Annotated in this window: 16 protein-coding genes, 1 tRNA gene and 1 pseudogene; 13 read left to right on the top strand and 5 right to left on the bottom strand. The window is 44.4% G+C overall.

The genetic code is table 11. The annotated features are described in order from the left end of the window. The first annotated feature begins 31 nt into the window (after positions 1-31). The 13 genes from BMZ78_RS10630 to BMZ78_RS10570 all read left to right on the top strand — a co-directional run bounded on the left by BMZ78_RS10630 (position 32) and on the right by BMZ78_RS10570 (position 11,643). Positions 32-316 (top strand): hypothetical protein, encoded by a 285-nt coding sequence (locus BMZ78_RS10630; protein WP_093230210.1) that lies wholly within the window; start codon positions 32-34, stop codon positions 314-316. Between the two features lie 599 nt (positions 317-915). Beyond that, on the top strand, positions 916-1,776 hold the full coding sequence (locus BMZ78_RS10625; RefSeq protein WP_093230208.1) for a MurR/RpiR family transcriptional regulator: 861 nt from the start codon (positions 916-918) through the stop codon (positions 1,774-1,776). Between the two features lie 194 nt (positions 1,777-1,970). Continuing rightward, entirely contained in the window at positions 1,971-3,515 is a 1,545-nt protein-coding gene (gene gntK / locus BMZ78_RS10620; RefSeq protein WP_093230207.1) for a gluconokinase, read from the top strand. A 27-nt stretch (positions 3,516-3,542) separates the two neighbouring features. Further along, positions 3,543-4,868 carry a GntP family permease gene (locus BMZ78_RS10615; RefSeq protein ID WP_425263930.1) on the top strand — a complete coding sequence of 442 codons (1,326 nt, stop codon included), beginning with the start codon at positions 3,543-3,545 and terminating at the stop codon, positions 4,866-4,868. 27 nt (positions 4,869-4,895) lie between these two features. Further along, positions 4,896-5,792 carry a phosphogluconate dehydrogenase (NAD(+)-dependent, decarboxylating) gene (gene gnd, locus BMZ78_RS10610; protein ID WP_093230204.1) on the top strand — a complete coding sequence of 299 codons (897 nt, stop codon included), beginning with the start codon at positions 4,896-4,898 and terminating at the stop codon, positions 5,790-5,792. Between the two features lie 687 nt (positions 5,793-6,479). After that, complete coding sequence (locus BMZ78_RS10605) at positions 6,480-6,887, top strand: gamma-glutamylcyclotransferase family protein (RefSeq protein ID WP_093230202.1); 408 nt, start codon at positions 6,480-6,482, stop codon at positions 6,885-6,887. 77 nt (positions 6,888-6,964) lie between these two features. Further along, on the top strand, positions 6,965-7,420 hold the full coding sequence (locus BMZ78_RS10600; protein WP_093230201.1) for a MarR family winged helix-turn-helix transcriptional regulator: 456 nt from the start codon (positions 6,965-6,967) through the stop codon (positions 7,418-7,420). 54 nt (positions 7,421-7,474) lie between these two features. Then, entirely contained in the window at positions 7,475-8,317 is an 843-nt protein-coding gene (racE, locus tag BMZ78_RS10595; protein WP_093230199.1) for a glutamate racemase, read from the top strand. Between the two features lie 65 nt (positions 8,318-8,382). After that, the gene (locus BMZ78_RS10590) at positions 8,383-9,444 is read left to right on the top strand and encodes a GerMN domain-containing protein (protein ID WP_093230198.1); all 1,062 of its coding nucleotides are present in this window, start codon (positions 8,383-8,385) and stop codon (positions 9,442-9,444) included. Positions 9,445-9,540: 96 nt separating this feature from the next. Then, positions 9,541-10,335, top strand: a complete 795-nt coding sequence (gene rph, locus BMZ78_RS10585; RefSeq protein WP_093230196.1) for a ribonuclease PH — start codon at positions 9,541-9,543, stop codon at positions 10,333-10,335. Further along, a complete protein-coding gene (locus BMZ78_RS10580; RefSeq protein WP_093230195.1) occupies positions 10,332-10,964 on the top strand; it encodes an XTP/dITP diphosphatase in 633 nt (210 codons plus the stop codon). The genes rph and BMZ78_RS10580 overlap by 4 nt, the downstream gene beginning before the upstream one ends. Next, positions 10,961-11,461, top strand: a complete 501-nt coding sequence (locus BMZ78_RS10575) for a metallophosphoesterase family protein (RefSeq protein WP_093230193.1) — start codon at positions 10,961-10,963, stop codon at positions 11,459-11,461. Before BMZ78_RS10580 ends, BMZ78_RS10575 begins: the two co-directional genes overlap by 4 nt. Positions 11,462-11,566: 105 nt before the next feature. Then, positions 11,567-11,643, top strand: a tRNA-Arg gene (locus BMZ78_RS10570). 104 nt (positions 11,644-11,747) lie between these two features. On the opposite strand, the pseudogene BMZ78_RS10565 reads toward BMZ78_RS10570, so the two are convergent. From BMZ78_RS10565 to BMZ78_RS10545, 5 genes and pseudogenes are all read right to left on the bottom strand, one after another. Further along, positions 11,748-13,100: pseudogene (locus tag BMZ78_RS10565) on the bottom strand (alpha-amylase family glycosyl hydrolase); the annotation flags it as partial. 401 nt (positions 13,101-13,501) lie between these two features. Then, positions 13,502-14,266: a PP2C family serine/threonine-protein phosphatase gene (locus tag BMZ78_RS10560; protein ID WP_175482410.1), complete on the bottom strand. Its 765-nt coding sequence runs from the start codon at positions 14,264-14,266 to the stop codon at positions 13,502-13,504. A gap of 24 nt (positions 14,267-14,290) precedes the next feature. After that, the gene (locus BMZ78_RS10555; protein WP_093230188.1) at positions 14,291-14,959 is read right to left on the bottom strand and encodes a vWA domain-containing protein; all 669 of its coding nucleotides are present in this window, start codon (positions 14,957-14,959) and stop codon (positions 14,291-14,293) included. Positions 14,960-14,968: 9 nt separating this feature from the next. Beyond that, positions 14,969-16,840, bottom strand: coding sequence for a protein kinase domain-containing protein (locus BMZ78_RS10550; protein WP_093230187.1), 1,872 nt, complete (start codon positions 16,838-16,840; stop codon positions 14,969-14,971). A 3-nt stretch (positions 16,841-16,843) separates the two neighbouring features. After that, positions 16,844-17,647, bottom strand: coding sequence for a hypothetical protein (locus BMZ78_RS10545; RefSeq protein WP_093230185.1), 804 nt, complete (start codon positions 17,645-17,647; stop codon positions 16,844-16,846). Between the last annotated feature and the right edge of the window lie 419 nt (positions 17,648-18,066).

The following is an 18,066-nucleotide window of genomic DNA, read 5'->3' as shown; positions in this document are numbered from 1 at the left end:
TGATTTACTATGGCAAAGGGAGGAGTACGGAATGAGCGATAATGATAAGCTGGACCTTATTTTACAAAAATTAAATACAATGCAGTCGGACATTGACCACTTAAAAGCAAATATGGTTACAAGGGAAGAAGTTCAAGCAGCAAAAGAGAGTGCGGCATCTGTAGATGATAAAGCAGAAGCAGGCTATGTTGTACTTAAATCATTGTTGGATGGAATGGAAAACCGATTAAGGAACGAATTCAACAATGTTTATGAGCGCATAGAATTAATGGACGACAAGATAGGTCATGGCTTTGAACAGATTGGCGGCGACTAAAAGATGTTCAGGACGTGTTAACGCTGATCGTAGAGCGCCGAGATCAACAGGATGAAATTATATCATTAATGGATTAGCGCCTGAGAAAGCAGGAACAAACTACGTTTTTATTACATCAAAAGTTAAAAAAATTTGGCGGGGATTGACCACAGCGCTCAATTTTTTCGATAAGTTCTGTAAATTTTTGTTTGAGGATCATAAACGGAGAAATCGGGTATTCAAGTTATTGAAAACAATGGTCGATGGGTGCAATATTCTGTTTTTGGAGTCGAATATGATACAGGTGGTCGTCGCAAACGAGAAACCCCTTGATAAACAAGGGATCCACCTGTTTTCTGACAACTCTTGGAGCAAAAAAGTGGTGAAAAAATCGTCAAAATCGGGAGGTGTTCGCAAACGGTCTCTGGAAGCCAGAAATAACAAGGCCTAGGGGCACCGGCGGTAACAATGGAATAACACCTCTTATAGAGGATTTGAAAGAGGTTCCTAGACAGCCGACTTTATGTGAAGTCGGCTGTTTTTTTGATTACGTCCCTCTTCATGAAATCGATCCTGTTCTCTGCTATGATAGGGTTAAAAAAAGAACGGAGGTGAACCCGATGGCCAAGCAGCATCGAAACGGTGGACTTGCCCGGATTCGTGCGGCCTATCCTCATTTGTCTGAAAAAATGCAGGGAATCGCCCAACATATTTTGGAACATCCGGGGGATGTGGTGAACCTGTCCATCAGTCAATTGGCCGAAGTGACGGGTTGTGCGGAGGCCACGATTTTTCGTCTGTGTAAACAGCTGGGGTTCAAAGGGTATCAGGAGCTGAAAATTGCTCTGGCCCAGGAAATTATTCAGGAACCGCTACAAAACATCCATGAAGAAGTACATGCTGATGATGACATCAGGGAAGTGGCGCGGAAAGTGTTTCAGACCAATGCTGCCAGCCTGTCGGATACACTGCAGGTACTGGATATGGAATCATTGGAGCAGGCGGTCGTTTTGCTGAAAGAAGCAAAGCGGATCGAATTTTACGGCACAGGTGGATCAGGGGCGATTGCCATTGATGCTTACCATAAATTCATGCGGACCGGAATCGCTTGCATTGCTCACACGGATTCCCATATGCAGGTGATGTCGGCGTCACTGCTTCATCCAGGGGACGTGGTTGTGGGGATTTCCCACTCCGGAAGCAACAAAGACATCCTGCATGCGTGTCAGGTGGCGAAAAAAGCCGGAGCCCATGTCATTGCGATTACCAGTTACCGAAAGTCGCCACTGAGCAAGTTGGCGGATGTCACATTGTATACCGCTGCCCGGGAAACATATTTCCGCTCCGAAGCGATGGCGGCACGAATAGCCCAGCTGAGCATGATTGATACCCTCTTTGTGGGCATCTCTTTGGTACGTCCAGAAGAAACACTGGACTGTCTGCAAAAGATCCGACAAGTGATCGCTGAAAAACGGTTATAACTGGAGATTGTTGGAGATCGAAGGGATGAATCCTTATTCCTTTGGGATCTAACTTTTTTATTTCTGCATGTTACCATATATATACAGAAATTTTTTTCTCAAATATACTTGTTATATAAAAATTTTTTTCATATAATTTTTCTGGAAACGGTTACAATGAAAGCAATGAATGTGCAAGAAACAGAGGGATGATTATGCAAGATTCACAAGTCGCAGTAGGCTTAGATATAGGCACTACCAGTACGAAAGCAGTTGTATTTGGAAAGGGGGGTGTCATCTTAGGCAAGCATGCGGTGGATTATCCGCTCATTCATCCACAACCCGCCTGGGCTGAACAGGAGCCGGAGCAGATTCTGCAAGCGGTGATCGATAGTATCCGGCATGCACTCAGGAAGGCGAATGCGAGCCAGGATCAGGTTTTGGCAGTGGGTATGAGCTGTGCCATGCATTCGCTTATTTTATTGGACAGGGATGCCAAACCGATCACGCGGAGCATTATTTGGGCAGACAATCGGAGTGTTCGGCAAGCGGAAAAGATCAAAACCGAATGGGATGGACACCAGATTTATCTGCGTACGGGTACCCCGATTCATCCCATGTCTCCTTTGACCAAGATTCTATGGTTCAAGGAGGAAAGACCGGATCTGTTTGCCAAAGCGGCCAAATTTGTCTCCATCAAGGAATATGTGGTTTACCGTCTCTTTGGCCAGTTTGTGGTGGATGAATCACTCGCTTCGGCGACGGGCCTGTTTCATTTGCAAAACCGGCAGTGGGATGAAAAAGTTCTTCAGCAATTGGGGATTCGATCCGAGCAGCTGTCAACCATCGTGCCAACCACCCATGTATTGACAGGGCTTCATGAACATCTGGCGATTCAGATGGGGCTGCGCTCAGATACGAAGTTTGTGATGGGGGCAAGTGATGGTGTACTCGCCAATCTTGGTGTCGGAGCGATCGAAGATGGAGAAATCGCGGTCACGATTGGTACTAGTGGAGCCATTCGCACGGTTACAGACCGCCCTAGAACGGATGAAAAAGGACGCACATTCTGTTATGCGTTAACGGATCGTCACTGGGTGATTGGTGGCCCTACGAACAATGGCGGCATTTTGTTGCGTTGGCTAAGAGATGAATTTGCTGCTCCTGAAATCGAAGTGGCCAGAAAATTGGGCATCGATCCCTATGATTTGATCATCCAATATGCTGAAAAGGTGCCAGCCGGTTCAGAAGGCCTTTTATTTTTGCCTTTCCTGAGCGGAGAAAGGGCACCGTACTGGAATGCCAATGCGCGAGGCGTATTTTTTGGGATTGGCATGCATCACAAACGGGAGCATTTTATCCGTGCCGTATTGGAAGGAGTCATTTTCAGTATTTTGTCGGTAGGCGTAGCCTTGCATGATTTGGTAGGCCCAGCCAAAGACATTCGAGCTTCTGGCGGTTTTGCCAAGTCACCGACATGGCGCCAGATTTTATCGGATGTCATGGGCAGGGAGCTGTTGGTACCGGAGAGCCATGAGGCATCGGCTTTGGGGGCGGCAGCACTGGCGCTATATGCATTGGGTGAGATGAAGGAACTGAAAGAGGTCAAGGATTGGATCCGGATTTCTCACCGTCATCAACCACACATAGAGAACACCGAAGTGTATATGGAAATGTTTTATATGTATGAACGAGTCTATCACAAGTTGAAAGATGAATTTGAACTGCTGGCGAAATTTCAGACAGAAGGCCGTTTTTAGAGCGAGAGGAGGCTTTATATCATGGGCATGATCATGATGGTGATTGCGGCGATCATCGTTTTGCTCTTACTGATTACATGGTTAAAAGTGAATCCCTTTGTCGCCCTCATTATGACTGCGGTCGGGGTTGGCCTGGCCACAGGAATGTCACTGGAGCAGATTATTAAGGTCATTAAAGAGGGAATGGGAAACACCCTTGGATTTTTGGCGATCGTTTTGGCACTTGGCACCATGCTTGGTAAGATGATGGCTGAATCGGGTGGAGCTGAACGAATTGCCAAAACCTTGATAAATCGCTTTGGTGAGCAGCGTGTTCACTGGGCGATGATGTTTGTTGCCTTTATTGTAGGAATTCCTGTCTTTTTCCAAGTAGGTTTTGTATTGTTGATTCCGCTTGTCTTTACTATTGCCAGACAAACAGGCATGTCTTTGATTAAAATCGGTGTTCCTTTGGTTGCCGGACTGTCTGTTGTACATGGACTGGTTCCTCCGCATCCGGCAGCGATGGCCGCAGTCGATATTTTCAAAGCGAATGTCGGGCTGACCATCTTGTATTCGCTGATCATTGGTTTACCTACTGCAGCGATTGCCGGACCGATATATGGAAAGTGGATCGGATCCCGCATTCATAAAGAGGTACCCAAAGAAATAGGGGATCAGTTAGTTGTACAAAGAGAAGAAAAAGATTTGCCTGGCTTTGGCATTACTTTGTTTACCATTTTATTACCGGTGTTTCTCATGATCGCTTCTTCCTGGGCAACTCTTTCGCTACCCAAAGGTGACCGTTTACGTGGAGCGCTCGAATTTATTGGAGATCCTATCATTTCCTTATTGATTGCAGTTATTGTTTCATTCTTCACCTTGGGATATGCGCGTGGGTTTACCCGTGACAAAATCCTGGCCTTTACCAATGAATGCCTGGGACCAACGGCATCCATTCTGCTGGTGATTGGTGCAGGTGGTGCGTTCAATAAAGTATTGCTCGAATCAGGCATCGGAAAACAAATTGCCGAAATGGCAGCACATTCAGCGATTTCGCCCATTATTCTGGGCTGGCTGATTGCAGCATTGATCCGGGTTGCAACAGGTTCAGCAACCGTATCGATGATGACTGCCGCTGGTATTGTGGCGCCGATTGCCGCGACCATGCCAGGAGTGAATCTGGAATTGCTGACTTTGGCGACAGGGGCCGGTTCATTGATTCTCTCCCATGTGAACGATTCGGGCTTCTGGTTGATCAAAGAGTACTTTGGCATGTCGGTCAAGGAAACCTTGCAAACATGGACAGCACTTGAAACGATTATCTCTGTTGTGGCATTGGGACTCATCCTTGTTCTTGACCTGTTTGTGTAAAAGGATGGTAGAGGAGGCAGAAGGAAAATGAAACTGGGCATGATCGGATTAGGTAAAATGGGATTTAACCTGGTATTGAACTTGTTGGATCATCAGCATGAAGTGGTCGTATATGATGTCAATCAAGAACCAAGACAGGAATTGGCAGGAAAAGGAGCAATCCCCTCTTCATCCATCGAAGAGCTGGTTGGCTTGTTGCCAGCTCCACGGGTAATCTGGCTCATGGTGCCGGCTGGAGAGACTGTTGATCAAATCATTGATGTTTTGACCCCGCTACTTTCACCGGGAGATATCCTGATCGAAGGGGGTAACTCGAATTACAAAGATTCCATCGCACGGGCAGATCGTCTGCGCAAACATGGAATTCATTTCCTGGATGTAGGAACATCGGGTGGGATGGAAGGAGCACGTCACGGAGCCTGTCTGATGATCGGCGGAGATAAGGAAGTTTTTGAAAAGGTAGAGCCGATCTTCCGGGATATTTCAGTGGAAAAAGGTTATTTGTATGCAGGAAAAAGCGGAAGCGGTCATTTTCTCAAAATGGTTCACAATGGGATCGAGTACGGAATGATGCAGGCCATTGCTGAAGGATTTGAAGTGCTGCACAAAAGTCCGTTTGACTTCAACTATGAGGAAGTGGCCCGGGTATGGGCGAACGGCTCCGTCATCCGTGGCTGGCTGATGGAACTGACAGAACGTGCCTTTGCAAAAGATCCGCGCCTGGAAAGCATCCGTGGAGTGATGCACTCTTCCGGAGAAGGAAAATGGACGGTCGAAAATGCACTCGATTTCCAGGTACCGACCCCTGTGATTGCGTTGTCTTTGATGATGCGTTATCGTTCGCTGGAAGAGGATACCTTCCATGGCAAGGTCGTTGCCGCCCTGCGCAATGAGTTTGGTGGACATGCAGTAGAAAAAAAATAGAAAGATCACGAGCATGGATCCCTTATTCAGGATGAAGATCTGAATGAAGGGATCCTTTTTTGTTTTTGGCTGTTGAATGGACGAAGGATGATCATAGATTGAAATCCATGGTTGTTTTTTTGGATGAAAAAGAGTACTATTTTTTGAGAAGATTTTATATTCATCCTTCGTCTGTTTTGTAAATATCTGGTATTTGCGAACACCATGTGCTTCGGAAAAATCCCAAGGGGTCGTCGCAAACGCGAAACCCCTTGGTACACAAGGGATTCACCCGTTTTCTGACAACTCTTGGGGCAGAAAAGTGGTGAAAAAATCGTCAAAATCGGGAGGTGTTCGCAAAAGGTCTCTGGAAGCCGGAAAAATCAAGGCCTAGGGGCATCGGCAGTAACAATGGTATACACCTCTATAAGAGGATTGAAACCAAAGCCAACATGGTACTTTTTTTTCAATCATCAAGTAACAATGGAATACACTTATTTTAGAGGATTGAAAGAGTAGAGTTGATCTTTCCTTGCCAGTATTGAAAGCGTAACAATAGACCACTCCTCTATCTGAGGATGGAAAGTCTACACCGAGATCCACCACAGCTTCCACCTGGGTAGCCAATATGCGGGGTGGGACACGCTGAAGCAGGAAAATTCTGGACGTGCATAGCTTTTGTCCATATTTTAGTGGCAGGTGTTGCTGATGTATCTGTTTGCCTACGGTTCACTGCGGATGGGAATGAAGTACCATGATGTTCTACGGGGAGCCAGGCTGGCTTTTCCAAGAGCATGGGTACAAGGGGCCTTGTATGATACCCGAGAAGGGTACCCGGGCATGATTGCAGGTCAGGATCAAGTGATGGGGGAAATCTATCAAATCGATTTGGCGATATTGAAAAGAGTGGACGAATTGGAAGATTATTATGGTCTATCTCATCCAGACAATCTTTATGAAAGAGTCGAAATGCTGGTACATCTTCCAGAACAAGAGCAAATACCAGCTTTTGTTTATTTTTATAAAGATCGGGATTTTTTGATCAAGAAAGGAATCTATATCCATAGTGGCGATTGGGCTCAATACGTGATGCAGGTAGGGAAGGATTCGTTTTAAATTTGTCAGAATCCATTTTTTCTTATATACTTGCTTTCGAATAAGTTTTTCCATTATGGGAGTTAAAGGAGACGCAAATGAGCGAAGAAAAACATCGTCCACTATCGCCAGAGACAGTAAACGAGATTGAACGTTTACTGCGGGAAATGAGTATTATTGTAAAGAGAAAAGGAAGAGAAATTCTTCATCATTTTCCCATCACCCCACCCCAGTTCAATGCTTTGCTTTGGCTCGAAAAAGAAGGGGATTTGACGATTGGCGAATTGAGTCAGAAAATGTATCTCGCTTGCAGTACCATGACGGATCTCATTGACCGTATGGAGAAAAACCAGCTTGTCGCTCGCGTGCGTGATGAACGGGATCGTCGTGTTGTACGTATCCATCTGTTGGAGCGGGGATCGGAAATCATTAAAGAAGTGCTGGAAGCCCGTCGGCAATATCTGGCTGAAGTTTTATCGCATATATCTGAAGACGAAGCAATTGAGATCAAAAAACATTTGGCTATTTTATATCATGAAATGAAGGATATTTAAAATGAAAACTCTTTTGCGTAGGATTGTTGGTAAGAGCAGAATGGAGATGAAACAGTGAATCGACCCGAAAATGATGATGTCATAGGAATTCTGGATTCAGGAGTGGGTGGACTAACGGTCGCAAAAGAAGTGATGCGTCAACTGCCAAGAGAGACGATCTACTATTTTGGAGATACGTTGCGCTGTCCGTACGGTCCACGGACGATGTCAGAGGTTAGGAAGTTTACCTTTGAAATTATCCGTTTCCTTCAGCAATTTCCATTAAAAGCGCTTTTGATCGCTTGCAACACGGCGACTGCAGCTGCACTGGAAGAAGTGCGAAATGAGCTCTCCATCCCTGTACTGGGGGTGATTGAACCAGGTGCACGAGCGGCGATCAAAGTGACCCGTCATGGACAGATCGGTGTCATCGGTACACAGGGAACCATCAAAAGCAAAGCCTATGAGAAAGCTCTGGCAGATCTTCATCCATCTTTGACTGTTCACAGTTTGGCTTGCCCAACCCTGGCTCCTTTGGTTGAGAGCGGTGGCCATCATTCACCTCGTGCTTTTGAAGTGGTGGCAGAAGCGTTAAAGCCATTTCAGGACAAACAGATGGATACGTTGATTTTGGGCTGTACACATTATCCCCTGCTTGCTGATTTAATTGGCCAGGTGATGGGGGAGGAAGTGAAAATTATCAGTTCGGCTGAAGAGACAGCGGCAGAATTGAGCACCATTTTGCACCATCAAGGCCTGTTGGCGCAAAAGAAAAAGTTTCATCGCTTTTTTACAACGGGCTGTCCAGAAACGTTTGCCCAAATCGCGAAAGATTGGTTGGGACAAACGGTTCAGGTGGAAAAAGTGGAGCTGCCGATGATCAACACACCTTTGGCACAAAAGTTTTTTGTTGGTTAAGTGCTAAAACCTCCTAGGGCTCGTATACATGTAATAAAAGCTTTGTCCTAGGAGGGAATTGATCCATGTTTGATAAAAAAAGACGGCTTGCAGCAGTCACTTTGCTTTTTCCGCTCATGTTAACCGGTTGTTTGTTTGGGCCTGATTCGAAATCTTCCCAGGAAATTGACCCGCCGCCAGAGCATGTACAAAAAGAACACGCCCATCTGGTCAATACCAAACCCCAAAATGAAAGTCAGGCCTTGAAAGAGAAGCGAAAAAATGGAACGGAGTTATACTTGCTGACAGAAACAGGGTATGTTGTTCCGTATACGATTCCAGTAGCCAAAAAGGAAATGGATGCCAAAAAAGTACTGTCTTATCTGGTTGAAGGCGGACCTGTCCAGTCTCATTTACCACAAGGATTCTCGGCTGTCTTGCCAAAAGGTACAAAAGTGAAGGGGCTTCATGTACAAGCTGGAGTGGCCAATGTCGATTTCTCCAGGGAATTTTTGAACTATGATAAAAAATTAGAAAAGAAAATCCTGGATGCTGTGACCTGGACATTGACCGATTTTGATGATATTAAGGCAGTCAATATTTGGGTAGATGGAAAACCGTTGGAGGCCATGCCCCAGGGACACACACCGGCCCAACATTTGACCCGGGAGAACGGGATCAATGTAGAAGTGACAGAAGGAGTCAATATTAATCAGAGTATGCCTGTCACGATTTACTTTTTGGGACAAAACCAAGAAAATATGGTATATTTTGTACCAGTGACCCGAATGGTTCATCGGCAGGAGAATGTAGCCGAAGCGACATTGAAAGAGTTGATCAAAGGCCCGAAACAGAATTCATCCCTGTTTGGTGTCATTGATGCCAATACGGAGGTCAATCAGGTCTCTACCAAAGGCGATATGGTTACCGCTGATTTTGGAGAGCAGTTATTGCAGTACAACAGCACGAAAACAGCATCCAAAGATGCACTGCAATCCATCGTTCTTTCTCTGACTGAAAATAATTCGGTTTCCAAAGTGAAAATTACAGTCAATGGTAAAAATACCGTGGGAGTCTTTGGACAAAAAGGAGAAAATATTGATGCACCCATTAGCCGTCCACAGATGATCAATCCAAGTGAGTTATAATGAGGATGATCATGCATCATCCTTTTTTCTTTTTATTCAACTTTCGCCTCATAGGGTATGCTATACTTAAGTGAATGAATACAGGAGGGAAATTCATTGCGGGTTGACGGACGAACCTATAACGAATTGAGAAAAGTAGAGATGATTCGTGGATACATAAAGCCGGCAGAAGGTTCGGTACTGATTTCGATCGGAGATACCAGGGTGATCTGTACAGCGACAGTGGAAGATCGTGTTCCCCCTTTCTTGCGCAACTCTGGAAAAGGATGGATTACTGCTGAATATTCCATGCTGCCGCGGGCAACCCAAACACGGACGATTCGGGAAGCGAGTAAAGGAAAAGTAAGCGGGCGGACAATGGAAATTCAGCGACTGATCGGTAGAGCGATACGCTCCGTGGTGGATTTGGACGTACTGGGAGAGAGAACCTTGTGGTTGGACTGTGATGTGATCCAGGCGGACGGTGGAACAAGGACGGCTTCGATTACCGGGGCATTTGTAGCGATGGTCGATGCTCTGGCGGCACTGGTGAAAAATGGAACCCTGCCCTATCTGCCTGTCAATGATTTTTTGGCTGCGACAAGTGTAGGAATTGTAGGAGATAATCCATGTTTGGATTTATGTTATGAAGAAGATTCTTCGGCTATTGTGGATATGAATGTGGTTATGACGGGTAAAGGTAAGTATGTGGAAATTCAAGGAACAGGTGAGGAAGCTCCTTTTTCGTCTGAACAGTTGACGGATTTGCTCCGTTTGGCTAAGTATGGAGTAGATCATCTCATTGCGATCCAGAAGGAGACTTTGGGAGAGATTGCTGAACTGGTCGGCAAAAAAGCAGAAGAAAAAGCAGAAATGAAAGAAGGAGAAACAGCAGGAGGATCATCGGAATGAAAGCTTGGCCATTTTCTTATATATTAATAGCAACGAGAAACAAAGGGAAACTGAAGCAATTCCGTGATTTGTTTGCAGAACTGAATCTGGAAGTAAAAGGGCTGGATGATTTCCCTGGATTACCCGAAGTGGATGAGGATCAGGATTCATTTGAGGGCAATGCGCGGAAAAAAGCAGAAACGATCAGTCGGGTTATTGGAGGCCCGGTCATTTCGGATGATTCTGGATTGGTGGTTCCTGCCCTAAACGGAGAACCCGGCGTTTATTCGGCCCGTTATGCAGGACCCAATGCCACAGATGAAGAGAATAACCAAAAGTTGATCGAACGTATCCAGTCGATCCCTGAAGAGGAACGACAGGGATTTTATGTTTGTGCGATGGCCCTGGCCATTCCAGGAGAAGAGACAAAAATCGTACGTGGTGAGTGCAGCGGTTTCATCATCACTGAACCGAGAGGGACCGAAGGATTTGGCTATGATCCTGTATTCTATCTTCCAACGGAGAAGAAAACGATGGCAGAACTTCCAAGTGAACGCAAATACCAACTGAGCCATCGGGCAAAGGCAACAGAACAACTGCTAACTCTACTAAAGAAAGAGTATTCGTTTGAGCAGAAGGTGATGAAATGAAAGTATTATTGGTAAGTGATTCTCATGGAAAAGGGAATTTACTTAACCAGATTATTGAGCGGGAATCTCCGGATCATGTGATTCATTGTGGAGATTTTTGCACGGATCGAGATCAGCTCCCCTCCGTATCCATGACGGTTGTCAAAGGGAATTGTGATTGGGAAGATGTACCTGAAGAGGCCATATGGGAGGGAGCAGGTTTAAGGTTTTATGTTACCCATGGGGATAAGTGGCGTGTCAAAACGACACCGCTTCCAGTGAAATACCGGGGTGAAGAGGTCGGAGCCAATATTGTTTGTTTCGGTCACTCTCACTATCCTTTTTGTGAAAAAATGGGTGATGTTTTATTGCTGAATCCCGGAAGCATTTCTTATCCACGCGGCTTTCCTTATCCGACTTATGCTTGTTTGGAAGTCGTCAACAAACAGGTAAAAGCTACGTATCATCAAATCGATGGAAAAGAAATTCATGAGCGTGGTGGCATTTTTTCTTTTTGAGAAAGATGCCACCAGCCCATGGCTGTTTTTAAATTTTCCTGTTGACAAAAAAGGTAGGGCGTTATAAAATAAAATCGTTCGTTTGAAAGATCGATATGACAGCGTGTCCCAGTAGCTCAGCTGGATAGAGCAGCGGCCTTCTAAGCCGTCGGTCGGGAGTTCGAATCTCTCCTGGGACGCCAAAACCCGCTTCCATTGCTTTGGAAGCGGGTTTTATTATTCTGGAAGTGGGTAGTATAGCCAAATCCCGATACCATTGTTTGAAAACAACTTTTTTTGGGTGGTTCTATTTTGTGAAAATCTTTACTTCCTTTGGGCCTAGTGTGGTAGTAATAGAGCCATTGCTCACTTGGACGGAGTCTGATCCCATTTGGTTGTACAAGGTTGTGCCATTGGATAGATTGTCCAGGTTTGGAATGGTCCGTGTTTGACTATTCCACGAATTGTTGATCAAGACAATCACTTCATCACCATTATAGGAGCGCTGGAAGGCATAGAATGTATCATCTACCCATTTCTCTTTTTGTGAGCCTTTACGTAAGGCTGGATGGGTATTTCGGATGTAATTGAGTTTAGCGATATATTTATAGAGCTCATGATTGGAGTTGAAAACCATATCTTCACGATTGTAAGGATCCTGCCCACCGCTAAATCCTTGCTCTGTACCTTGATATACAATGGGGATCCCACGTGAAGTAAAGATAAAACCGAGTGCTGTTTTTAACTGCGGCCATTTATCCCAGGATTGTCCCGGTTTTCCGGATGCTTCATTTAAGAAACGCGGTACATCATGGTTGTCAATGAATAAACCATTGGTCATCGGATTTTTATAACGGTAATCTTGTGCATATCGGTCTTTCAGTTGGTACATGGATTGATCTTGCCCAAATACATTTTTGATGGTGTAGTACATTGGAAAATCTAGAACTGCATCCAAGTAATTGGTATAATCGCCGACATACGCTGGATCTCCATGATATACTTCACCGATCGTGAACGTATTCGCAGCTTGATCAAAATCTCTCCAGAACCATTTGGGGACATGCTTGACAGTATCTACTCGTAATCCGTCTACACCTGTTGTTTGAACCAACCAGGCAATCCATTTCTTTAATTCTGCCGCAGTAGCTGGATTTTCGTGATTCAGGTCATCCAGTCCCGCAACATCTCCATTTTCTACCCACCATTGATCATTCCAATCTATTACTTCTCCATGATGATGGTACCAATCATATTGATCAAAAGGGGCTTTCGCATAACTGCCCGGCTGAAAATCACCTGTATGATTAGCTACAACATCTAGCATGACTGCGATATTTTTGGCATGCGCTTTTTGTACCAATTCTTTTAGCTTGTCCATGGTTCCCAGGTGACCATCAATACTGTAAAAATCATAAGTCCAGTAACCATGATAGGCATTGGCACTGCGTTGCATGGTAACAGGTGTGATCCAGATGGCAGTGAAACCCATGTTTTTAATGTAATCCAACTGATTGATAATTCCTTGGAAATCGCCTCCATGATATTTTCGAGGGTCATTTTTATCGGCATGAAATCCACCATAATTGTCATTGGATGGATCACCGTTGGAAAAGCGATCGGTCATGATGAAATAAATGCTTTTTTCTTGCCAATCGGTGGAAGAAAGGGCACTCGCTTTAAGTTCTCCTGTATAAGAAATGAAACTAAGTAAGAGAGTCAAAACAAGAAAGAAAAATAGGGATTTTTTCATAAGAACCTCCTGTGCAAACGTTTTCGCAAAATAACACAATAAATAGCACATTGAATACGGATATCCCTGATTTAAAACTGCTTATGACATAACTGCCCATTAGTTTATGCAAACGATTTCACAACTGTTCAAGTCTATTTTAATACAAGTATTTATATTAATCAATAATAAATAAATATTATGATAATTTCCGGTTCCATTATTATTTTAAATGGGAAGATGGAAATATACGAAGATTGGTTTGCATAGTCCTTTTCATGATAAAAAACATCAGAAAAGCCCTTCTGTCGGGGACAGAGGGGCTTTTCTTAGACGATTTCTTCGTTTGTCCTCAATTTTTTCATCATGGCGAGAGAGCAGTCATCCATCGTTTTTTCGCGTAACATGGATTTTAAGTTTTGCATTAAGGCTTCCTGCACGACATCGGTTGGATATTTTTCCAGCCATCCCATCATTTTGTTTACAGCAGTAGCTAATGATTGATCTTTTCGGGAATAAAGCGATTCGGCAGATCCGTCTGACATAAGCATAAATCCATGAATTTGCTGGACGGAACCGCGGTAAAACTGAAAATGTTCCAGTGCATCGAGCGAAGTGGTAAAAAAAGTCGTATTGATAAACTCATGATTTTGTGGATACGAGAGAATTTTACACTCTTCTCCTTCTTGATAGGCGATTAAGCCATCTCCCAGATGGCCTGCGAGGTAAGTGTCGTCTCTAACAGCGACAAATAACAGAGTAGAGGCAAACTGTTTCATGGATTCAACCGGATCTTTTTCATTTTCGTCGATCGGAAACTGATTTTTTATTTCGGATAAAATCATTTGGGCAAGCTCTCTGTCTCCCTTTTCGATCATGTCCGTAAAAGAATGGGTGAGAAGATAGGCGCAATGGGTTGTGGCGATTTCTGCTCCTTCATGTGAACGCGGGCAGGAACCGGCACCGTCAGCAAGAACGATGGCTGTCACATCATTTTGGGTGATGTGAAAGGTGTGATCTTGACAGGGGAGCTGTTTTTTCATATGAGACCGACCCATCACATGAGCACTTACTGCTTTCCATTCAGATATCATGGATTTCCACTCCATCAAATAGGGTTATAGTTCGTCCCACCCGCCTGTTTTCGGAAGTGGAATTCTTTCGCCTGGGGTTGATTGGGAAACAGCAGATACACTTTTACTGAGCCATTCAAAGAATAGACTGAAGTTGAGGCCTTTTAGTCTGGCAGGATCACGCCGGGGTGAAAACTGTTTCAGGGCAGAAAGATCAGCATGAGGACCGATTCCGATGGGAAACACGGTGAGTTTCCGCGCCAGGGCAAGTTGGGTAGAGCGTTCGGCTGCTTGCGTAATATCATCGGTAGGTGCACCGTCTGTCATGAGAACCATCCATGGTTGATAGTAATCGACCCCGGTTTGCTGGTACATTTTTTTGCGCAATTCCAGCATATCGAGGGCCATATTGACAGCAGCACCCATCGGTGTCAGTCCTGAGGCCGTCAAATAGGGAACTTTTTGACGTTCAATGCTACCAAAATCCAATTCTTTTCGCGGAGCCTCGTCGCCAAAAGAAACAATCGCAATTTCTGCAGCGGCTGCAGCGATATCGTCGCGGCGGATGCTTTGGATAAATAACTGAACCCCTTTATTTAACTCAGCAATTGGTTCGCCACTCATCGAACCGCTTCGATCCAGAACCAGACAGATGGGTACACGGGCTGTTGGATTTTCAATCAATTCTTTATGTTGCAAAAATAAATCGTCCATAAAAACCTCCTAAAGTTTGCTTTTGAGCCAATCAAAGAAGATATCCAATATGGATTTGTTTTGATAAGGATTGGATGGTGGTGTGGAATTGGGCTGTCGATTGGGTTGAGATCTTGGACTGGGCTGAGGTCTTGGTGGTTTGGGACGGGGTTTGTGCTGCTTGGGTGGTGATGGAGGAGCAGAAGAAATATACGGTTCAGACCAGCTGGACGGCTCGGAACCCGATGAAGGCTCCAGCAGCTGTTTTTTCAGTTTTTCTAACCTTAACTTTTCCAGACATTCATCACATAAAATTTTGCGTTTGTTCTGCTCGAGTGTGTTTTTTCGATCCTGATGAATCTCGAAATGTTTGCCACAGCCTTTTTCCTGACAGTAAGCCCAGGTTCTTTTGTTATCCGGGATTTTGTATCCCTTGGGAAAAAGCTCATCACTGGCTTTATTTTGGTGAATGAGTGTGAGATAGTGGTTGAGTATGTCGATCCATTGATCCGTACTGATTCGTTGGTTTTCACTAAATACTTGGTAAAATGCCTCTTTGGTCCGATAGGGGAGGTGACTCCATATAAAACGCCAAGGGCCGTCTGGAGCTTTTTTGGTTGATTTGTCTTTTAGAGGATAGGGGAAGAGATGGTTTTTGATATTTTCTGCCGGGGTGCCCCCGCCTTGTTGGGCAAAAGGAGGCTTGCCGGGCAAGAGAATCATAAATACGAGGGTAGCCACCGCAAAGTATTCATGATCAAAAGTCCGCAAAAAGCTTTTGAAGTTTTTTCCCTGAATTTCGGGTGCAGTGAAATTGACGGTTCCGACTGGACAGGGAAAATCAGCAATCTGATAGCTGTCCGTATCGACGAAGTACACCTCCCGTTCGTTTTGGATCAGGATGTTGCATGGATTGATATCTCCAATGATAATATGATGGTCATGCAAATATTTAATCTTCTCCAAAATGGTCAGGCCGAGTTGGACCAGGTGCCTGCGTGTCCAATCAGGATGTTTCTTCAATAAAACGGGTTTGGCAAAAATGGAGGTTTGCATCCGTTCTCCTTTGGCCTTATCCATTAAGTAGCCGACGAATTGCCCCTGTTTGTTTAAAACGATGTCTTTGGGCCAACAAATTCCTGCCTGATGTACTGTAAAAGAAGTCATTCGCTGGAGCTTGTCCAAACGTCCTTGGGTAAGTGCTTTCTCTTTGTAGATCTTGCAGATCAGTCCGTTTTCTGTTTCGAAAATATCTCCTTCTCCGCCACTGCCGATCTGTTTGATCAGGCGAAGATGGCCAAAACGTTTGGAATAGACAGAGTCGTGAAGAGCAGGGATATGAGAAACGGTTAATGTCTGGTCCAGATTGCTCCGAACTTTGGTAGCGAGTGGAAAACGGTATGGCCCTTTCTTTGGCTGTGCGTTTTTTTTGCGGAAGTCCCATGGAACCAATTTTCCGTTTCGATCAATCTTGAGCGTGAGAATCTGTTTACGGGAGAAGACGGCTTCTTGCTGGTTGAGTTTGTTTGCATCAAAAGCCAATCCACGGTCCTGGGTAATGAGGGCAAGATTATATTGAGTACGAAAACGGGTAAAAACCATGAGAATGGTCTGGTCCAGGAAAGGATCATTTTTGTCACCCAGAATACGGATGAGTTGATATTGACTGTAATATTCCAGGATATCCATGGCTTGCTCGGCCAATTGCCGCTTTCCTTTTTCGGGATTGGCGAGATGTTTGTTGATTTCTTCCACCACCTTGTTGGGTATGATGGCTTGTTGGCGGTTTTGATGCAGTTGCACGGAGAGTTTATTCATCAGAAATTCGAGAGCATGGGGAGACATGAGTGTACTTGTATCAATAAAGAGTTTATAGTCAGTAACGATTTGTTTGATATCCATTGGTCAGGCCTCTTGTTTCATTTCGTTGTCAAGGGAGTTTTTGATCTCGCACAGTTCATTTTGCACTTCCAGCAAGATGCGCATCAATTCCTTGATGTCTCCCTGCTTCAGGTAGATACGGGCAGATAACTCAATGCCTGTCTCCAGTTGATGAATGACATGTTCCAGCTGTGCGGAAATATCCTGATGGGGATGAATGGATCGTGAAGGATCAGGGTCGGTGATTGAAGAATCTGGATAAAAGGTAAAGGAGTGACGTTCACTTTGTTCCAGGTTCTTTTCCATTTCGTCTTCGCCTCCAATCAGTAAGGGTTGGAAATGGATTTGTCTGTCTTTGGGAAGGGCTGTGGACAGGATGCGTTGTTCTGTTTCTTCATCAGCAGATTCATTGGTTAAGTGATCTTCCGGGTCGAGATTCTCTTGATTTACTGGATTCTGCTCTTCCCCGCTTGCATTGAAAGAGAGCACTTTTGCAAAGAAATCAAGCGTTTTTTTCTTGTCCCAACAGCCATTGTTTGTAAATTGCACAAAGGGTTGACTGTACAAGGTATCATTGTACTGAAGGACCGACATGACATATTCCATTTCAGGACTGTTTTGTTTGGCCACTGAATAAAATTGAAGGGTAAAAGTATGGGAAATCATGTTCCTGTTCTTTAATTCGTCAAAAATATGGATGACTTGCATCGGCTCAACTTCTTGATTGCTTAACACATCCCAGCATTCGTCCAGTTCAAAAAAAATATCTCTTCGGCTATAATTTTCCACAAGCCATTCTTCGATAAAATGTTTGCATTGTTCTATCATGAAGGAACCCTCTCCTTTGAATGAAAGGTAGAGTTGGAAAATATTAATTTATCTTTATTATAACATTTTTATGATAATTTCGCATTATTCTTTTTTGTGTTCGGGTTGATTTTGATCACGACGGATTCGAGTATAGTCTTTACATACAGGGCTTTCATATATTACAATGGTCTAAGCTCAGGGAAGAAAAATACATAATTGGTCGTACATTGGGGAATGGGAAGCGGTTGCGGTAAATTCCGTCTTTTTTTCAAGAATTTTTTGTTTGCATCCAGTCAGTGAGAATTTACCAATATAACCAAAGCCATGAACGCGGCTTGATTTATTGCAATGGAGTAACCCTGTGATATAATGAAATGGTTGTGAGTATTGGACATTTTACTTAATCTCCCGAAAAGTAGTCCCTCATGCTTTGCCAG

The sequence above is a fragment of the Thermoflavimicrobium dichotomicum genome (assembly GCF_900114055.1).
Lineage (GTDB): Bacteria > Bacillota > Bacilli > Thermoactinomycetales > Thermoactinomycetaceae > Thermoflavimicrobium > Thermoflavimicrobium dichotomicum.
This window is presented reverse-complemented; position numbering and strand designations above follow the sequence as displayed.